The 18,656-nt window shown below is 73.2% G+C and carries 17 protein-coding genes; 15 read left to right on the top strand and 2 right to left on the bottom strand.

The features are described from left to right. Nucleotides 1-45: 45 nt before the first annotated feature. The 6 genes from HS045_RS21680 (at nt 46) to HS045_RS21655 (ending at nt 5,628) form a co-directional block, all read left to right on the top strand. Nucleotides 46-558: a hypothetical protein gene (locus tag HS045_RS21680; protein ID WP_196453272.1), complete on the top strand. Its 513-nt coding sequence runs from the start codon at nt 46-48 to the stop codon at nt 556-558. A gap of 97 nt (nt 559-655) precedes the next feature. Continuing rightward, nucleotides 656-2,014: a Pup--protein ligase gene (gene pafA, locus HS045_RS21675; RefSeq protein WP_196453271.1), complete on the top strand. Its 1,359-nt coding sequence runs from the start codon at nt 656-658 to the stop codon at nt 2,012-2,014. A 126-nt stretch (nt 2,015-2,140) separates the two neighbouring features. Beyond that, nucleotides 2,141-3,097 (top strand): FKBP-type peptidyl-prolyl cis-trans isomerase, encoded by a 957-nt coding sequence (locus HS045_RS21670; RefSeq protein ID WP_196453270.1) that lies wholly within the window; start codon nt 2,141-2,143, stop codon nt 3,095-3,097. A gap of 206 nt (nt 3,098-3,303) precedes the next feature. Continuing rightward, on the top strand, nt 3,304-4,206 hold the full coding sequence (locus HS045_RS21665) for an FKBP-type peptidyl-prolyl cis-trans isomerase (protein ID WP_196453269.1): 903 nt from the start codon (nt 3,304-3,306) through the stop codon (nt 4,204-4,206). A 136-nt stretch (nt 4,207-4,342) separates the two neighbouring features. After that, nucleotides 4,343-5,032 (top strand): metalloregulator ArsR/SmtB family transcription factor, encoded by a 690-nt coding sequence (locus tag HS045_RS21660; protein ID WP_196453268.1) that lies wholly within the window; start codon nt 4,343-4,345, stop codon nt 5,030-5,032. A 32-nt stretch (nt 5,033-5,064) separates the two neighbouring features. Next, nucleotides 5,065-5,628, top strand: coding sequence for a DUF3291 domain-containing protein (locus tag HS045_RS21655; RefSeq protein ID WP_196453267.1), 564 nt, complete (start codon nt 5,065-5,067; stop codon nt 5,626-5,628). On the opposite strand, the gene HS045_RS21650 is transcribed toward HS045_RS21655, so the two are convergent. Further along, nucleotides 5,574-6,641, bottom strand: a complete 1,068-nt coding sequence (locus HS045_RS21650; protein WP_196453266.1) for a DUF3866 family protein — start codon at nt 6,639-6,641, stop codon at nt 5,574-5,576. The genes HS045_RS21655 and HS045_RS21650 overlap by 55 nt on opposite strands. Before the next feature lie 41 nt (nt 6,642-6,682). On the opposite strand from HS045_RS21650, the gene HS045_RS21645 reads away from it, so the two are divergent. From HS045_RS21645 to HS045_RS21610, 8 genes are all read left to right on the top strand, one after another. After that, entirely contained in the window at nt 6,683-7,642 is a 960-nt protein-coding gene (locus HS045_RS21645; RefSeq protein ID WP_196453265.1) for a YafY family protein, read from the top strand. Nucleotides 7,643-7,778: 136 nt separating this feature from the next. Continuing rightward, nucleotides 7,779-8,738, top strand: a complete 960-nt coding sequence (locus HS045_RS21640) for a YafY family protein (protein ID WP_196453264.1) — start codon at nt 7,779-7,781, stop codon at nt 8,736-8,738. Between the two features lie 56 nt (nt 8,739-8,794). Then, nucleotides 8,795-8,983: a hypothetical protein gene (locus HS045_RS21635; protein ID WP_196453263.1), complete on the top strand. Its 189-nt coding sequence runs from the start codon at nt 8,795-8,797 to the stop codon at nt 8,981-8,983. Between the two features lie 65 nt (nt 8,984-9,048). Continuing rightward, nucleotides 9,049-9,372: a Sec-independent protein translocase subunit TatA gene (gene tatA, locus HS045_RS21630; RefSeq protein ID WP_196453262.1), complete on the top strand. Its 324-nt coding sequence runs from the start codon at nt 9,049-9,051 to the stop codon at nt 9,370-9,372. 55 nt (nt 9,373-9,427) lie between these two features. After that, nucleotides 9,428-10,381: a twin-arginine translocase subunit TatC gene (tatC, locus tag HS045_RS21625; RefSeq protein ID WP_196453261.1), complete on the top strand. Its 954-nt coding sequence runs from the start codon at nt 9,428-9,430 to the stop codon at nt 10,379-10,381. 17 nt (nt 10,382-10,398) lie between these two features. Then, a complete protein-coding gene (locus HS045_RS21620; RefSeq protein WP_196453260.1) occupies nt 10,399-11,277 on the top strand; it encodes a diacylglycerol kinase in 879 nt (292 codons plus the stop codon). Nucleotides 11,278-11,400: 123 nt separating this feature from the next. Continuing rightward, nucleotides 11,401-14,130, top strand: coding sequence for an RNA helicase (locus HS045_RS21615; protein ID WP_196453259.1), 2,730 nt, complete (start codon nt 11,401-11,403; stop codon nt 14,128-14,130). A 201-nt stretch (nt 14,131-14,331) separates the two neighbouring features. After that, a complete protein-coding gene (locus HS045_RS21610) occupies nt 14,332-14,499 on the top strand; it encodes a hypothetical protein (RefSeq protein ID WP_189236313.1) in 168 nt (55 codons plus the stop codon). Nucleotides 14,500-14,731: 232 nt separating this feature from the next. On the opposite strand, the gene HS045_RS21605 is transcribed toward HS045_RS21610, so the two are convergent. Further along, nucleotides 14,732-16,162 carry an RNB domain-containing ribonuclease gene (locus HS045_RS21605; protein WP_307827638.1) on the bottom strand — a complete coding sequence of 477 codons (1,431 nt, stop codon included), beginning with the start codon at nt 16,160-16,162 and terminating at the stop codon, nt 14,732-14,734. 401 nt (nt 16,163-16,563) lie between these two features. Here HS045_RS21605 and HS045_RS21600 point away from each other — a divergent pair, with 401 nt between their 5' ends. Then, a complete protein-coding gene (locus HS045_RS21600) occupies nt 16,564-18,291 on the top strand; it encodes a Calx-beta domain-containing protein (protein WP_196453257.1) in 1,728 nt (575 codons plus the stop codon). The last annotated feature ends 365 nt before the right edge of the window (nt 18,292-18,656 follow it).

Below are 18,656 nucleotides of genomic sequence, written 5' to 3'. Positions count from 1 at the left end.
GCGTTTCGGTCCAACCGATCGGCTCGGGGCGGCGTCGTACCGGGCATGAAGCGATCCCTTGCCGCGGCCGGCGCCGCGTTCGCCCTCACCCTGACCGGGACGACCGCGGCGCAGGCCGCGGCGGTCCCGGACTTCCCCGACCCCAAGGTCTTCGGCACCTCGTTCCAGCGTGACCCGGGCCACGACTTCACCAAGCGCGTCAGCTCCCGCAAGGACGGCGTCCTGCGCGGCTGGATCACCTACGTCGGCGCCGGCCACGTCGAGTACGAGCCGATCAGGTGGAAGAACGCCGAGCACGTCGAGGGCTACTTCGTGGGCCCGCCGGAGGGCGACGCGACCGCCTACGCCTCACCGGTCGCCAAGAACGTCGTCTACCTCAGCGCCTTCGGCTGCGGCACGGCCAGGGCGGGCACGACCGTGAGCGCGAAGACCGGCCTGGGCGTCAAGCGCTGCTCCCGCAAGGCGCTGCTGGCCGACGCGAAGAAGCACAGGATGCCCGGCTTGATCACCGTCCACAAGGGCAAGATCGTCAAGTTCCGGGAAATCTACACTCCCTGACTCCGCTTACGCCGCCGGTGGCGGGGGCATAAGGTCCGCGACCGAAAACCCCCACTGATCCCTCCCGAGAGAGGGGTTCGGCGAATAGTGTGAGGAAATGGATCGTCGCATCTTCGGGCTTGAGAACGAGTACGGCGTCACCTGCACGTTCCGGGGGCAGCGGCGGCTGTCCCCCGACGAGGTCGCCCGCTACCTTTTCCGCCGGGTCGTCTCGTGGGGCCGGTCCAGCAACGTCTTCCTCCGCAACGGTGCGCGCCTCTACCTGGACGTCGGCAGCCACCCGGAGTACGCCACCCCCGAGTGCGACAACGTCATCGAGCTGGTGACGCACGACAAGGCGGGCGAGCGCATCCTGGAGGGCCTGCTCCTGGACGCCGAGAAGCGGCTCCGCGAGGAGGGCATCGCCGGCGACATCTACCTGTTCAAGAACAACACCGACTCGGCCGGCAACTCCTACGGCTGCCACGAGAACTACCTGGTCGGCCGGCACGGCGAGTTCGGCCGCCTGGCGGACGTGCTGATCCCCTTCCTGGTCACCCGGCAGATCATCTGCGGCGCCGGCAAGGTGCTGCAGACGCCGCGCGGAGCGGTCTACTGCGTCTCCCAGCGGGCCGAGCACATCTGGGAGGGCGTCTCCTCGGCGACCACCCGGTCGCGGCCGATCATCAACACCCGCGACGAGCCGCACGCCGACGCCGAGCGCTTCCGCCGCCTGCACGTCATCGTCGGCGACTCGAACATGAGCGAGGCGACCATGCTGCTCAAGGTCGGCGCGACCGACCTGGTGCTGCGCATGATCGAGGCGGGCACGGTGATGCGCGACCTGTCGCTGGAGAACCCCATCCGGGCCATCCGCGAGGTCTCCCACGACATGACCGGCCGCCGGCGGGTGCGCCTGGCCAACGGCCGGGAGGCGTCCTCGCTGGAGATCCAGCAGGAGTACCTCGCCAAGGCCCGCGACTTCGTGGACCGGCGCGGCGGCGACGAGATCAGCCACCGGGTGCTGGAGCTGTGGGAGCGCACGCTCAACGCGGTCGACACGGGCAACCTGGACCTGGTGGCGCGGGAGATCGACTGGGTGACGAAGTACCAGCTGATCGAACGCTACCGCGCCAAGTACGACCTGCCGCTCTCCAGCCCGAGGGTCGCCCAGCTCGACCTGGCCTACCACGACGTGCACCGCCGCCGCGGGCTGTTCTACCTGCTGCAGAAGCGCGGGGCGGTCGAGCGGGTGGCCTCCGACCTGAAGATCTTCGAGGCCAAGTCGGTGCCGCCGCAGACCACCCGGGCGAAGCTGCGCGGCGAGTTCATCCGGCGCGCGCAGGAGAAGCGGCGCGACTTCACCGTCGACTGGGTGCACCTGAAGCTCAACGACCAGGCACAGCGGACCGTGCTGTGCAAGGACCCGTTCCGCAGCGTGGACGAGCGGGTGGACAAGCTGATCGCGGGCATGTGACGGCGGGTCCGCCGCCCGCGGCGGGCGCGGAGCGTGCGCCGGGATGAACGTTTCACCGCTTATCCCGGCCGTATGCGGCAGTCGGATAGTGTGGCGCGAACCTGACGTCTGCTTGAGGGATATCGAATGCGCCGCCGCAGCCTGGCCGTACTGGCCGCAGTGCCTCTGTTGTTCGCCGCAGCCTGCGGCACCGATCAGAGCGGCACCGAGTCCGCCGCCGGCAGCGGCATCAAGGTGACGGGTGACGTCGGCAAGAAGCCGACGGTGACCTTCCCGACGGGCACGCCCGCGAAGAAGTCCGTCGAGGAGACGGTCAAGGACGGCTCCGGAGCGGAGTTCAAGGTCGGCGACAAGGTCGTCGTCAACTACACGGTCTACACGTGGGACGGCAAGACCAACCCCGCGGCCATGTCGACCTACGACACGGGTTCCCCGGAGACCATCCCGGTCAGCGACCAGTTGCCGGCGGTTCTGAAGGACGCGTTCGTCGGAGCCCGGCCGGGTGGCCGCCACATCGCCGTGGTGGCTCCCGACAGTCTGAGCCCGCAGCAGCTGGAGCAGGCCAAGCAGCAGGGCCAGGCCGACGTGACCCAGGTGCTGGTGCTGGACATGGTGGGGCTGGAGCAGCCGCCGCCGAAGCCCGTCACCGTGGACGGCAAGGCGACCGACCCCGGTGTCAAGGGCGTCAAGGTGACGAACCCGGGGGCCGGAAAGACGCCCACGCTGACCACCAAGACCGGGGAGAAGGCGCCCAAGGAGCTGGTCTCCAAGGTCGTCATCAAGGGAACCGGTCCCGAGGTGAAGTCCGGCCAGAAGCTCATGGCCCACTACATCGGCAAGATCTGGGGCACCGACAAGGAGTTCGACAGCAGCTGGGGCCGGGGTGAGCCGGCGACCTTCCCGATCGGCGTCGGCCAGGTCGTCAAGGGCTGGGACCAGACGCTGGTCGGCCAGACCGTCGGCAGCCGCGTGCTGGTCAGCATCCCGCCGGACCTCGGCTACGGCGAGCAGGGCCGCCCGGAGGCGGGCATCAAGGGCACCGACACCCTCGTCTTCCTGGTGGACATCGTCGGCGCCTACTAGGCGCGGCAGGCCCGGCCGGTCGCGGCGCCCTCCCGCGGAGCGGGAGACGGCGGCCCCGAGCGGGGACGGCCGGGGACGGAACCAGGAGCAGACGGGGACAGGACCGGCCCGGTCGCGCATCCGCGCGGCCGGGCCTGCCGCACGCTACTGACATATCCCCCAATAGCGGGTTAGGGTGGGCGCGTCCACCGATCCAGGGGGAGCCGATGCGTCCTCGGGCCCTGCTCGCCGTGCTCGCGCTCGCGCTGGCCTGCGGCTGCACCGCGGGAGGGCGGGCGGGCCCGGACATCACGGTCGGCGGTGACTTCGGCGCCGAGCCGGAGGTCCGCTTCCCGGCCGAGGGCCCTCCGGAGGACCTGCGGGTCCGCGAGCAGATGGCCGGGACCGGCGCCGTGGTGGAGCCGGGCGACCTGGTCGTCGCCCACTACACCGCGCATGTGTGGGACGGCGGGGACAACCGCCTGCTGGCGTCCAGCTTCGACGGCGGGGTGCCCGCCTCCTTCCCGCTGAACCGGGCGGTCACCGGCGTGGGCAAGGCCCTGCAGGGCCACCGGGTCGGCAGCCGCGTCGTCGCGGCGATCCCGCCGCAGGAGGGCTACGGGCCCAATCCGCCCGGCGGGATGAGCGCCGGGGAGACGCTGTTCTACGTGATCGACGTACTCGGCGCCTTCCCGTCCGGCGCCGCCGCGCAGGGGTCCGGTGGTCCCGGGGAACTCGCCGGAGTGAAGATCATTGGTGGCCCCGGGGAACGGCCCGCCCTCACCCTGCCCGACGGCCGTCCTCCCGCCGCCCTGGAGACCGAGGTGCTCATCCGGGGCAGGGGGGCCAGGACCCAGGCCGGTCAGCTCCTCGTCGTCCAGTACGAGGGCAGGGTCTGGGGGTCGGGAGCCGCGCTGGACTCCACCTGGCGGGCCGGGCGGCCCAGGGCGTTCCGGATCGGCAAGGGCGCGGTCATCCCGGGCTGGGACCGCGCTCTGACCGGCGTCCCGGTCGGCAGCCGCGTCGCGCTGGTCGTGCCTCCGGCCCTCGGCTACCGGCAGGGGCTGCCCCCTCTGGTCAAGCCCTCCGACACCCTCGTCTTCGTCGTGGACGTGCTCGCCGCCTACTGAGGCCCCCTCTCCGCCTCTCCCCGTCCGCCGTCCCCTGCGCCGTCCGCCGTCCGGCCCGTCCCGGTCGGTCTCGCCGGAGCGGGCCGGTCCGGATCGAGGAGCGGGGCGGTGGGGGCGGGCGCACTAGACTCCGGCCGTGAACGGCGACGATCTGAGCGCGGTGGCGGCCCTGAACGATCCCGTACGGCGGGCGGTCTACGAGTACGTGGTCGCCCAGGGGCGCGAGGTGGGACGGAACGAGGCGGCCGAGGCGGTGGGGGTGCAGCGCACGCTCGCCGCGTTCCACCTGGACAAGCTGGTCGAGGCGGGGCTGCTGGAACCGGGCTTCAAACGGCTGGGGGACCGGACCGGCCCGGGGAGCGGCAGGCCCGCCAAGGTCTACCGCCGTGCGCCGGGGGAGCGGCAGGTGAGCGTCCCGCCGCGCGACTACCGCACGCTCGCCCTGGTGCTGGCCGAGGCGGTGGACCTGCTCGGCGGGGACGAGCGGGCCGCGGAGGCCGCGCGGCGGGCCGGGCGCAGGTTCGCGGGCGGACGGGGCGGGCCGGCCGGCCGGGGGGACGCGGCGCAGGGGCCGGAGCCGTCCGAGGAGCTCGGTGCGGTGCTGGGGCGGCGCGGCTACGAGCCCTACGAGGAGGACGGCCGCCTGCGGCTGCGCAACTGCCCGTTCCACGTCCTGGCCGAGGAGCACCCGGTCCTGGTCTGCTCGATGAACCTGGCGCTGTGCCGGGGGCTGCTGGAAGGACTCGGCCGCGACCCGGAGCGGGCCCGGTCGGATCCGCGGCCGGGGGAGTGCTGCGTCAGCCTTTCTATAAATAATGATAATTGACATAGAAGGCGCGGAGATGGTCTGCTGAGGTCATGCATCTGGCACAGCTGAACGTCGCCCGCCTCCGGGCGCCCCTCGACTCGCCCGAGATCGCCGAGTTCGTCGCGCTCCTCGAACCGATCAACAAGATCTCCGACGGGTCCCCCGGCTTCGTCTGGCGGCTCAAGGAGAGCGAGGACGACCCCCAGGCCACGGTCCAGCACGCCTACGGCGACGACCTGGTGATCAACTTCTCCGTCTGGGAGTCGCGCGAGACGCTGTGGAACTTCGTCTACCGCAGCGCCCACCTGCCCGTGCTGCAGCGGCGCCGGGAGTGGTTCCTGCACGTGGCGGAGCCGTACGCGGTGATGTGGTGGATCCCCGAAGGGCACGTCCCCGCGCTGGCCGAGGGGATGGAGCGGCTGGAGCTGCTCCGGCGCGAGGGCCCCACCCCCCGGGCCTTCACGTTCAAGGACTTCCACGACGCCGGGGACCTCCTCGGCGGTCCGGGCTCCTCCGGCGGCGGGGACGTGCTGGACGGCGCCGCGCCCTCCGGCGGCCCCTACGGCAGCAGCGAGGCCGCCAGCCTGCCCGCGGCGGCCGAGGCCAGGAAGTAGGCCGCGTCCTCCTCCAGTCCCCGCCCCATGGTGGACAGCCGCACCGGCGACGTCCGCAGCGCGTCGTGCAACCCGTCCACGGGAACGGAGACCAGCTCGTGCCGCTCGCCCAGCGGCCGGGCCTGCTCGGCCACCCGGGCGCCGAAGTCGCCCGGCAGCTCGGGCACCGCCACCCGGGCGGGGGCCAGGGCGACCCGCCCGTAGGCGGTCAGCGAGTGGTGCGACAGGCCGAGGTGCCGCTCGCGCCGGTCGCCCTCGCTGACCCGCAGCGCCGCGACCGGGCGGCCCGACAGCACCGCGGCGGCGTTGACCGCCTCCCCGGCCGAGACGCCGGAGAAGCCCCAGCGGGTCCCGCCGCCCAGGTTGCCCGGCCCCTGGGTGACGACCGCGACGTCGGCCGCCAGGACGTGCCGGGCCGCCAGCAGGCCGGTGTGCACGGTCACCGCCTCCACGTCCCCGCCGAAGGACTGGCCCGTGGTCACCGTCCCGCACAGCCAGCCGGCCTCCCGCAGCCGCGCGCCCGACAGGGAGAACCACGCGGGCAGCGCGCCCCCGTCGAGCATCACGTAGGCGACCCGGACGCCGGGGCGGGAGCCGTACAGGCCGCACAGGACCGCGGGGAGGGCCGAGTGCAGGTCGGCGACGACCACCGGCATCCCGTCCAGCGAGTCGGCCTCGCGCAGGACCTCGTGGTGCGGGGAGTCCTGCTCGTCGGCGCCGGGCACGGTGGCCTGCAGGGGGGTGTAGCGTGCCTTCACCAGATGTCCCGGTCCGTGTGGATCTTCCGGTAACCGGTCGGGAATCGCCACCACCATGGCGTAACCTCCCGTACCGAGACCCATCGCGAGCGCGGTCGTGTTGAGCAGCACCGCGTCGCCGGGCTCGGGGCGTCCCACGAGGGCGGGGTAGGCGAGCGCGCGCGCCTGGCCCTCCTCGGTGGCGACGTCCAGCTCCACCGCCCCCGGCCACTCGCGCCGGATCCGTACGACCTCGCCCCTGCGCCATCTGATCACGCGGGGAAGGGTAGCGTCATTTGAACAGGGAGGGAGGCCGGATGTCACGCCGGAAGACCGAGCGGCTGCTGAACCTCGTGATCTGCCTGCTCGCCACGCGGCGGCCGCTGAGCGCCGAGCACATCCGCCAGGCCGTGCCCGGTTACGACTCGGCCAACGACGAGGCCTTCCAGCGGATGTTCGAGCGCGACAAGAACGAGCTGCGCGAGATCGGCATCCCGATCGAGGTCCAGAAGGACCCGTGGGAGGAGGACCCGGGCTACCGGATCGTCCGGCAGGCCTACGAGCTGCCCGAGATCACCCTGGAGCCCGACGAGGCCGCCGTGGTGGGCCTGGCGGCCCGGGTGTGGCAGCGGGCCAGCCTGGCCGAGGCGGCCAGCGGGGCGCTGCTGAAGCTGCGCGCCGGGGGGGTGGAGGCCGACGAGACCGGCGGCATGCTCGGCGGCGCGCTGGAGCTGCGGGTCGACACCAGCGACCCGGCCTTCCCGGCACTGTGGGAGGCCGTGCGCGACCGGCGCCCGGTCCGCTTCCCCTACCGGGTCGCGGCCGGGGAGAGCGTGCTGACCCGGACGATCGAGCCGTGGGGCGTGGTCAGCCGCCGCGGCCGGTGGTACGTCGTGGGCCACGACCGCGACCGCGACGCCCCCCGGGTCTTCCGGCTCAGCAGGATCACCGGGCCGGTGGTCGCGGCCGGCCGGCCCGGCACCGTGACGGTGCCCGAGGGCGTCGACATCCGGTCGATGGTGGGCTACCGCGACGACACGCCCCTGACCCCGCGCACCGCCGTCATCCGGGCCCGCGAGGGCGCCTGCCAGGGGCTGCGCCAGGTGGCGAAGGCCGTACGGCCCGCCGGCGGGGGCTGGGACGAGCTGGAGGTCGACTTCACCGACCCCGAGCGGCTGGCCGGATGGGTCGCCGGGTTCGCGGCCGACGCCGAGGTGGTCGGGCCGCCCGACGCCCGCGAGGCCGTCATCTGCCGCCTGAAGGGAGCACTGGCATGATCGTCCGGACCGGACCCCGCGCGGCGGGCGCGGTGGGCGGGACGGCCCGCGCGGGCCGTCCGCAGGGCGGGAGCGGAGAGGCGGGCCTCCGGCGCGCCGACACGCCGCCGGCCACCGGGGACAGGGGGGTGCGCCGGTGAGCGGGACGGCCGACCGGCTGCCGAGGCTGCTGGCCCTGGTGCCCTACCTGATGTCCCACCCCGGGGCGGAGGTGCCCGAGGTCGCGAAGGTCTTCGGGCTGACCGAGAAGCAGCTCATCGACGACCTGCAGCTGGTGTGGATGTGCGGGCTGCCCGGCCACACCCCGGGCGACCTGATCGACGTCTCCTGGGACGGCGGTGAGATCGTCATCGACAACGCCGAGACCATCGCCCGCCCGCTCCGCCTGGGCGTGGACGAGGCCAGCGCGCTGCTGGTGGCGCTGCGCATGCTCGCCGAGATGCCGGAGTTCGGCGAGCGCGACGCGCTGGCGCGGGTCATCGCCAAGTTCGAGCAGGCCGCCGGAGAGGGCGCCGCCGCGGTCAGCAGCCAGGTCGCCGTCGAGGTGGACGCCACGCCCGACGCGCTGCCGGCCGTCAACGAGGCGCTGCGGCGGCGCCGGCGGCTCTCGCTCCGCTACTACGTGCCGGGCCGCGACGAGATCACCCCGCGCGAGGTCGACCCGATGCGGCTGGTCGTGGTGGACGGCCGCTCCTACCTGTCGGGCTGGTGCTACCGGGCCGAGGCGGTGCGGCTGTTCCGGCTGGACCGCATGCTCGACGTGGACGTGCTGGACACGCCCGCCGACCCGCCCGCCGGCGCGGTGCCCGACGAGGTGACGCCCGGGGTGTTCCGCCCCTCGCCCACCGACGAGCTGGTCGAGCTGGAGCTGACCGCGGCGGGCCGCTGGGTGGCCGAGTACTACCCGTGCGAGCGGGTCGAGGAGCTCGGCGAGGGCCGCCTGCGGGTGGCCCTGCGGGTCCGCGACCAGAGCTGGCTGCTCCGGCTGGCGCTGCGCCTGGGCGGCACCGGCCGGGTCGTCTCCCCGGCCTCGCTGGCCGAGAGCGTGCGGGCCGCGGCCACGGCGGCGCTCGCGCGCTACGCGTCGGTCGGCTGAACCGGTGGCGGCCATGCGGCGGACGTACGGCGGACACGCGGTTAGGATCCGGTGACATGAGCTGGATCCTCGCCGCGGTCGGACTGGGCCTCGCGGGAGCGGCGGTCCTGGGCCTGATGGGGGCCCGCGTGCTGCTCGCCACCCGTGAGCTGGGCCGGGAGGTCGACCGGACGCGCCGGCGGCTGGAGGCGGTGCGGGGCGCCACCGGCGGACGGCCGGACGAGGACCGGAGCGCGGGGGGATGAGTCTGCGCCCCGGGCAGCGTACGATCGGCACAGAGACTGCACGTCGTTCGGCTTAAGGATGTGTCATGCCCAACCTGGGACCCACTGAGCTGATCATCATCGGGTTGATCCTGGTGCTGCTCTTCGGTGCCAAGAAGCTCCCCGAGGCCGCTCGCGGGCTCGGCCGGTCGCTGCGCATTTTCAAGGCGGAGACCGCCAAGCTCCGCGAGGACGACGAGGCCGCCGCGCCGACCGCCACGGTCGTGCAGGCGCAGCCCGTCGCCCCGGCCCCGCAGCAGCTCGCCACGCCGGCTCCGGCCGCCGCGCCGTCGGCCGAGGAGCAGGCCCGCGCCCTGGAGGAGCAGGCGGCCCGGCTGCGCGCCCGGTCGGGGGCCCCCGAGCAGCCGTAGGGCGGATGCCGCCCCCCTTTCCTGACCACCTCACTCCTCGGACCGGGATTCGCGAATGGCGCTGCTGAAATGGCCCAAGCCGGGCCGTAACGGGTCCGTGCCGTCCGCGGAGGCGGCGGACGGGCGCATGCCGCTCATGGAGCACCTGCGCGAGCTGCGCAACCGCCTGGTCATCGCGCTGCTGGGGCTGGTCGGCGGCATCATCCTCGGGTTCGTCTTCTTCGACCCGGTCTGGAGCTTCGTCTCCGCGCCCTACTGCAGCCTCCAGCAGTCGCACCAGCTGCGCGGGGAGTGCACGTTCCTCGTCCTCGGCGTCTTCGAGTCCTTCTTCGTGAACCTCAAGGTCGCCGCGATGTTCGGGCTGGTCGTCACCTCGCCGATCTGGCTCTACCAGATCTGGGCGTTCGTGACGCCGGGTCTGTACCGCAACGAGAAGCGCTACTCGCTGGCCTTCCTGGGGATGGCGGTCCCGCTCTTCCTGGGCGGCGCGGCCCTGGCCTACTTCGTGATGGACACGGGCCTGGCCATCCTGCTCGGCTTCGCGCCGGAGAACGCGATCCCGACCATCACCCTCGACGAGTACCTCGGGTACGCGCTGGTGCTCCTCATCGTCTTCGGCGTCTCCTTCGAGCTGCCGCTGCTGATGGTCTTCCTCAACGTCATCGGCGTGCTGCCGCGCGCCACGGTGGCCAAGCACCGCCGCATGGTCGTCTTCCTGATGTTCGTCTTCGGGGCGGTGGCCACGCCGGGCGGCGACCCGTTCACGATGATCGCGCTGGCCCTGCCGATGGTGATCCTGTTCGCCCTGGCCGAGGGGGTCATGTTCCTGCGGGAGCGCCGGGCCGCGGGCGGGGACGACTTCTCGCACCTGTCCGACGACGAGGCGTCCCCCCTCGCCGCCGACGGCCCCCCGGTCGCCGGGGCGTCCCCGGTCGCGGACGCCGCTCCGCTCGCGGACGACGATTCTGCTCTCGATTCGAGAACGACCGATACTGATTCCGCTACATAGGCGATAAGTTCCGGTTCGTGCCCGGAGAGATCGCCGTCCTCGTCAACCCCGCCGCCCGCGGCGGCCGCTCGCGCGGCCTGCTCGCGCCCGCCCTGGACCGCCTCCGGCGGACGGGCGCGGAGGTCTCGGTGATCCTCGGCGACTCCGCCGAGGACGCGCTGGAGCGGGCGTGCACCGCCGTCGCCGAGGGCCCGGACGCGCTGGTGGCCTTCGGCGGGGACGGGCTGGTCCACCTCGCCGTCCAGGCGGTGGCCGGGACCGACGTGCCGCTGGGCGTCATCCCCGCCGGGACCGGCAACGACATCGCCGCCGCCCTCGGCCTGCCGACCGGGGACCCGGTCGCCGCGGCCGGCGTCGTGCTCGGTGGCCGGGTCCGCACGGTCGACGCCGTCAGGATCGGCGAGGACCACTGGTTCGCCGGGGTGCTGTGCTGCGGCTTCGACTCCCGGGTCAACGAGCGGGCCAACCGGCTCACCTGGCCGCCGGGCATGGCCAGATACCTCGTCGCGCTGGTGGAGGAGCTGCGCTCCTTCACGCCCATCCCGTTCCGGATCGACCTGGACGGCGAGGTCGTCGAGACCGAGGCCATGCTGGTGGCGGTCGGCAACACCCGCTCCTACGGCGCCGGGATGAAGGTCTGCCCGGGCGCGCTCCCCGACGACGGCCTGCTGGACGTGACGATCCTCGGAGCCGTGTCCACGGGCCGGTTCCTGCGCGCCTTCCCCCGCGTCTACCGGGGCACCCACGTCGACCACCCCGCCGTCACGATCAGACGGGCCCGCCGGGTGGCGCTGGAGGCCCCCGGCGTGGTCGCCTACGCCGACGGCGAGCGGATCGGCCCGGTCCCTCTCGTCTGCGAGGCCGTGCCCGGCGCGCTGCGCGTGCTGGTGCCGTAGAGCACCCCGGGCCGGGTGCCCGGGCGGGCACGGCCGGGACCGCGGGGCGGCCCGGTGTCCGGGCCGCGGGGCCGTACCCGGCGGAGGACGGACCGGAATTCCGATATCGGTAGGCTGAAGATTATGACGACCCCTGCGGAACGCTACGCCGCCTTCCGTCAGAGCCAGACCGAGAGCGGGCCGGCCCTGACCTCGTTCCGCGGTCTGTACGACTTCGAGCTGGACGAGTTCCAGCTGGACGCCTGCCGCGCGCTGGAGGCGGGCGACGGCGTCCTCGTGGCCGCCCCCACCGGATCGGGCAAGACCGTGGTCGGGGAGTTCGCGGTCCACCTGGCCCTGGAGCAGGGCCGCAAGTGCTTCTACACCACCCCGATCAAGGCCCTGTCCAACCAGAAGTACAACGACCTGGTCAAGCGGTACGGCGCGGCCAAGGTCGGCCTGCTGACCGGCGACAACAGCGTCAACGGCGAGGCCCCGATCGTCATCATGACGACCGAGGTGCTGCGCAACATGCTCTACGCCGGGTCGGGCACCCTGGCCGGGCTCGGCTTCGTGGTCATGGACGAGGTGCACTACCTGGCCGACCGGTTCCGCGGCGCCGTCTGGGAAGAGGTGATCATCCACCTGCCCGAGTCGGTGCGGCTGGTCGCCCTGTCGGCCACGGTCAGCAACGCCGAGGAGTTCGGCGAGTGGATGGGCACCGTCCGCGGCGACACCTCCGTCATCGTCGACGAGCACCGCCCGGTCCCGCTCTGGCAGCACATGCTCGTCGGCCACCGCATCTACGACCTGTTCGTCACCGACGAGAACGGCGAGCGGCCGCTGGTCAACCCGAACCTGCTGCGCCTGTCCCGCGACGAGGAGCGCCAGGCCTACGGCAGGGGCCGCCGCGGCTACTCGCGCCCGCGCCGGCCGGGCCCGCCCAACCGGGCCGAGGCCATCGAGCGGCTCGACGCCGAGGGCCTGCTGCCCGCCATCACGTTCATCTTCTCCCGGGCCGGCTGCGACGCCGCGGTCCAGCAGTGCGTCTACGCCGGGCTCCGGCTCACCACCGACGCCGAGCGGCACGAGATCCGGCAGATCGTCGACGAGCGCACCGCGCACCTGCCCGACGAGGACCTGGCCGTGCTCGGCTTCCTGGAGTGGCGCGACTGCCTGGAGCGCGGCCTGGCCGCCCACCACGCGGGCATGCTCCCCACCTTCAAGGAGGTCGTGGAGGAGCTGTTCACCCGCAACCTGGTCAAGGCGGTGTTCGCCACCGAGACCCTCGCACTGGGCATCAACATGCCCGCCCGCTCCGTGGTGATCGAGAAGCTCGACAAGTGGAACGGCGAGACCCACGCCGACCTCACCCCGGGCGAGTACACCCAGCTGACCGGGCGGGCCGGGCGGCGCGGCATCGACGTGGAGGGCCACGCGGTGGTCCACTGGCAGCCGGGCACGGACCCGCTGCACGTCGCCGGCCTGGCCAGCACCCGCACCTACCCGCTGCGCTCCAGCTTCCGCCCCTCCTACAACATGGCGGTCAACCTCGTCGGCCAGGTCGGCCGCGAGCGCGCCCGCTCGCTGCTGGAGTCGTCCTTCGCGCAGTTCCAGGCGGACCGGGCGGTGGTCGGCATCGCCAAGCAGCTGCGCCGCCACGAGGAGGCGCTGGCGGGCTACCGCGAGGCGATGACCTGCCACCTGGGCGACTTCACCGAGTACGCCGCGCTGCGCAGGGCGCTGTCGGACCGCGAGTCGGAGCTGTCGCGCCGGCGCGGCGCCGCCCGCCGGCTGCAGGCGGTGCGCTCGCTGGAGGCGCTGCGGCCCGGCGACATCATCCGGGTGCCGGGCGGTCGCCGGGCGGGCCTGGCCGTCGTGCTGGACCCGGGCCTCAACTCCCGGGGCGAGGGGCCGTCCCCGCTGGTGCTGACCATCGGCAAGCAGGTCAAGAAGCTGTCGCCGGCCGACTTCCCGGTCCCGGTGGAGCCGGTCGAGCGCCTGCGCATCCCCAAGCACTTCAACGCCCGCTCCCCGAAGGAGCGCGCCAACCTCGTCTCCTCGATGCACGCCAAGATCGGCGACCGCGACCTGGGCAAGCCCGACCGGGCCCGTGACCACGCGGGTGAGGACGAGGAGATCCTGCGTCTGCGGCGGGAGCTCCGGCAGCACCCCTGCCACGGCTGCGACGAGCGGGAGGACCACGCCCGCTGGGCCGAGCGGTACCACAAGCTGCTGCGCGAGACCGAGGGCCTGCGCCGCCGGGTCGAGGGCCGCTCGCACGTCATCGCCCGCACCTTCGACCGGGTCTGCGGGGTGCTCGACCGGCTCGGCTACCTCGACGGGGAGGACGTCACCGCCGAGGGGCGCCGCCTGGCCCAGCTCTACACCGAGCTGGACCTGCTCACCTCCGAGTGCCTGCGGGCCGGGATCTGGGACGGGCTCGACCCGGCCGAGCTGGCCGCGTGCGTGTCGTCGCTGGTGTTCGAGTCCCGGCAGGCCGACGAGGCCCGCCAGCCCCGCATCCCCGCGGGCGGGGCGCAGCAGGCGATGGCGGAGATGATCCGGCTCTGGGGCGACCTGGAGGCGATCGAGAGCGACCACGGCCTGGCGTTCATCCGCGAACCCGACTTCGGCTTCGCCTGGGCGGCCTTCCGCTGGGCCAAGGGGCACACCCTGGACGCCGTGCTCGGCGACGGGATCAACGGCTCGGAGCTGGCCGCCGGCGACTTCGTGCGCTGGACCAAGCAGCTGCTGGACCTGCTCGGCCAGATCTCCGACGCGGCGCCCCGGAACAGCGCGATCAGGAAGAGCGCGGGCAAGGCGATGGACGCGCTCCGGCGCGGTGTGGTGGCGTACTCGTCCGTCGGCTGACGGCGTCCGGGGCGGGCGGGTGCCGACCGGCGTCCGGGGCGGGCGGGTGCCGACCGGCGTCCGCCCACCGGTCGGCTGACCGCCCGGTCAATACCTTGTGACGGCCGGTGCGCGGAACGTCACCCCGGGGTCCGTTTCCGGGGTGGTCCCACCGGAGATCTCCATGTCGGAACCCGTTGGCCCGCCCCCCAGGAGGTAGGGATGTTCGCCCTCGCCGCCGCGCTGCTGTTCCTGCTCGCGCTCATCTTCGAGATCGCCGGTGTCGCCGTCGGCAGCGTCGTCACCGTCACCACGCTCGGCACCGCCGGGCTCCTGTGCGTCGCGCTGCACCTGATGGGCGTCGGCGCGGGCTGGAGCCTGAAGAGGTAGCCGGACCCGAAGCGCCGCTCCCGCGGCCCCGAGGCCGCGCCCGTGCCCCCGGGCGCGGCCTCGGCCGTTCCCGGCCCCGCTCCGTCCGTCTCCGTCCGTCTCCGTCCGGCCCGGCTCCGCTCGGCGACGGTGGCGGACGCCGGCGCGTTGCGGGGAGGGGGCCGAGGTGCCGGGGCCCGGTGTCGAGGTCCCCGGCTGGGGGCGGTGAGGAGGCGGTCGCCGGGCCGTCCGCTCAGGCGAGGCCGAAGCGGACCTCCCGGGTGGCCGGGTCGGCGCGCGTCAGCCGTACCCGGACCCGCTCTCCCAGCGGGAGGCGCTCGCCGTCGCAGCGGGCCGTCACCGGCGGGTCGACGACCTGGACCTCGCCGCCCGAGCCGTCCTCGTCGGCGCCGATCACCACGGCGTCGAAGGTCTGGCCGACCCGGTCGCGCAGCACGAACGCCTCCACCAGGTTCACGCACTCGCGCTCCGCGGCACCCGCGCGCCGCCCGGTGACCCACATGACGTCCGGCAGTTCGGGCAGCGCCCGCTGGACCTCCTCGGGCACCGGCTCGCCCGCCGCGACCGCCAGGCAGATCTCGGTGGCGTAGCGGTCGGCGAGGCGGCGCAGGGGCGCGGTCACGTGGGCGTACGGCGCCGCCACCGCGGCGTGGCCGGACTCCGCCGGGGGCCCGCCGTTGAAGGCCGCGTAGCCGGCGCCGCGCAGCAGCACCGTCGACTCCTCCAGGAACGCGGCCTGCCGCGGGATCCGCGGGTCGAGGGAGTGCACGACGTCGCCGTAGGAGGCGTCCTCGGGCCACGGCACGTCCAGCGCCGCGGCCGTCCGCCGCACCCGGGCGACCGCGGTGTCCGGGGCGGGCGGCAGCACCCGCAGCAGGCCGATCTCGGCGTCCAGCATCATCGTGGCGGCGGCCATGCCGGTCAGCAGGGAGATCTGCGCGTTCCACGCCTCGGCCTCCAGCGGGGCGCGCAGCTCCACCCGGTAGCAGCCGTCCGCGTCGGCGACCACCTCCTGCTCCGGGACGGGCAGTGTGACGCCGCCCCTGGCCCGCTCCAGCGCCAGGCGGAGCCGGCCGATCTCGGCCAGCAGGCGCAGCGTGCCGTCGGCGGTGCCGGTGTCGACCGCCGCCTGGACGTAGTCGTAGTCGAGCCGCTCGCGGCTGCGCACCCGGGCCCGGGTGACGTCGGCGCCCACGAGCCGGCCGTCGGCGTCCAGGTCCAGGCACCACAGCGCGGCCGGGCGGACCGCGCCGGGCAGCAGGCTCGCGGCGCCCTCCGACAGCACCGGCGGGTGGAGCGGGACCCGCCCGTCGGGCAGGTAGACGGTCTCCCCGCGGAGCCGGGCCTCGGCGTCGATCCGCCCGCCCGGCCGGACGAACGCCCCCACGTCGGCGATGGCGTACCAGACGCGGTAGCCGCCGGGCCGCTCCTCCAGGTGCAGCGCCTGGTCCAGGTCCATCGCGCCGGGCGGGTCGATCGTGATGAGCGGCAGGTCGGTCCGGTCGAGCACGGGCAGCCGGGGCACCTCGGCGACCCACTCGGCCTCGTCGATCACGGCGCGCGGGAACTCCTCGGGCAGCTTCAGCTCCCGGCGGATCCGCTCGAAACCGTCCTCGAGGCGCGGATGGCACTCACCGGGCACCCGGATGCTCCTGTACGGCACGGCGATCAACCTACCGCCTCGTCCAGGTCGGTGGGGTCGTTCGGGTCGAGCGGTGGGCGGCCCGCCATGGATCGGCCGGTGCGGAGGGTGCGGACGGTCGATGTGTCCCTGCCCGCCCCCGGGTAGGTCGTGGGTGCGCAGTAGGCGAGAGAATCCGGTCCCGAACTACCGCTCCTTGCTGTCGACGGTGAAGAATCCGAGGATTTCACGGCGGCCGCCGACGGAGATGCCGGTGGCGATGACCGTCCTCTGGAAGATCATCCGATCGTCGGTGTGAACGTTCATCACCGTATCCCTCACTTCTTCGGTGCTGCGGACGATGAGGAAGAACGGCTCGGTCTCCGCCGTACGGCTGGAGGGCGGGTCCGCAGTCTGCCCACGACGCGAAGACGAGAGGGCCGATGAACAGTTCAGCGGCGAATCCGATGCCGGCCGACCACCGGCGGCACCTCTTCAGGAGGGTGCATGCGCTGCTGGCCGCCGTCGCGATGGTCCTTGCGACTCTGACGGCCGTTCCGAGTCCGGTGCACGCCGCCGCGGGTGGAACCGTCGTGGCCTGGGGTGACGACTCCTCCGGCCAGTCCACCGTGCCCGACGGGCTCACCGGCGTGGTCCAGGTCGCCGCCGGCGGCAACTTCAGCCTGGCGCTGAAGTCCGACGGAACCCTTACCGCCTGGGGGCTCGACTACGAAGGCGTGACCAGCGTGCCCGGGGTCATCAACGCGACCCAGGTGGCCGCCGGTTACTTTCATGCTCTTGCTTTGCTGTCCGACGGCACCGTCACCGCCTGGGGATGGAACGGGAACGGCCAGGCTTCCGTGCCCGACGGTCTCACCGGCGTGGTCCAGGTCGCCGCCGGGGACCGTCACAGCCTGGCGCTGCTGTCCGACGGCACGGTGATGGCCTGGGGCGACGACAGCCAGGGCCAGTCCACCGTGCCCGACGGGCTCACCGACGTGGTCCAGGTCGCCGCCGGCGGTGGCGTCAGCCTGGCGCTGAGGTCCGACGGCACCGTGACCGGCTGGGGTTACGACCATGCAGGTGTCACGCTCGCCCCGCCCGCCGGACTCCGCGGCGTGATCGGGATCGCCGCCGGCGGCGACGTGAGGCTGGCATTGAAGTCGGACGGCACCGTCACGCAATGGAGCGAGAACCACCCCCGGGGGTTCGCACCCTCCGGGTTCACCAATGTGCTCCAGATCTCCACCGGCGGCACGCACAGCCTCGCGCTGAGGTCCGGCGGCACCATTGCCACCTGGGGTGATGATACGTACGGCCAGACCGTCGTACCCGCCGGGCTCACCGGAGCGACCCGGATCTCCGCCGGAGGCGCGCACAACCTGGCGATCGTCCACCCGCTGGTCGGGTTCCCGCAGACGGCCAGAACGGTCACCGAGAACGCCGGCACCGTCTACCTGCCGGTCACTCGGACCAGAACCACGTCCACCGCCACGGTGAACTACTCACTCGGCGGAGGACGGGCCACCGCGGGGAGCGACTTCATCTTCGCCTCCGGCACCCTCACCTTCATCTCCGGCCAGAGCACCAAGGCCATCGCGCTGACCATCCGCAACGACACGGTGGCCGAGGCCGCCGAGACGATCGTCGTCGGACTCTCCTCGCCCAGCCCCGGTACGGAACTGAGATCCCCGGCGACGATGACCGTCACCATCGCCGCCAGCGACCAGCGCCCCGACGCCCTGATCAGCACCTCCGCGAGCTCCGGGTACGCAGGGGACAACGTCTACGCCACCGGCGCGACGACGGCGCAGACCAAGACGACCACGGTGCGCCGGACCGGGCGGACGCTCACCCCGCGCAGCTTCTACGTCCGCGTCCAGAACGACGGCACCTCCACCGCGGTCATCGCCGTCAAGGGCAGCCGTGCATCGTCCGGATCGACGGTCCGCTACTTCTCCGGCAGCACCGACGTGACCGCCGGCATGCACTCGGGCTCCGGGTGGCGTGTCGCCCTGGCACGCGGCGCCTACCGGCTGATCCGCGTCCAGTTGCAGATCTCCTCCACCGTCCGTGCGGGCTCGGTGCGCTACGCCAGCGTGTGGGGGACCTGGAGCGGCGACGGCACTCGTAGCGACCTGGTCAGGTCAGCGGTCAACGTCGTCCGCTGAGCCGCACGACGGGTCCGGCGGCGGGTAGGAGACGAGCGCCGACTCGGCCTTAGGAGCCGCGGAGGCATCGGGCGGCGGTCTTGTACCGCAGACCTTGCTGTGGTGCCATGAGGGCCGAACCCGGAGAAAAAGGGGCCCATCGACCAGCCGTTCCGGCCTGCGCAGAATGTGCGCACGAATGGAGCAGCTGCCCGACGAACCGCGGTGACGCTCGGCCCCCGGTGCATCGGACTTCGCGCCCTGCCCGGAGCGGGCCCGGCCGGGGACGCTGACGGCTGATGAGGAAGCGCTCCTTGCCGACGGATCCTGCCCCATGGAGGACGATGAGTCCGCACGGGCGCATCAGCGCGGCGCGGTGCCGGCCA

This window comes from Planomonospora sp. ID82291, from assembly GCF_015711645.1.
Lineage (GTDB): Bacteria > Actinomycetota > Actinomycetes > Streptosporangiales > Streptosporangiaceae > Planomonospora.
Note: the sequence above shows the minus strand (reverse complement) of the source record. Positions and strands in the feature narration are given on the sequence as shown.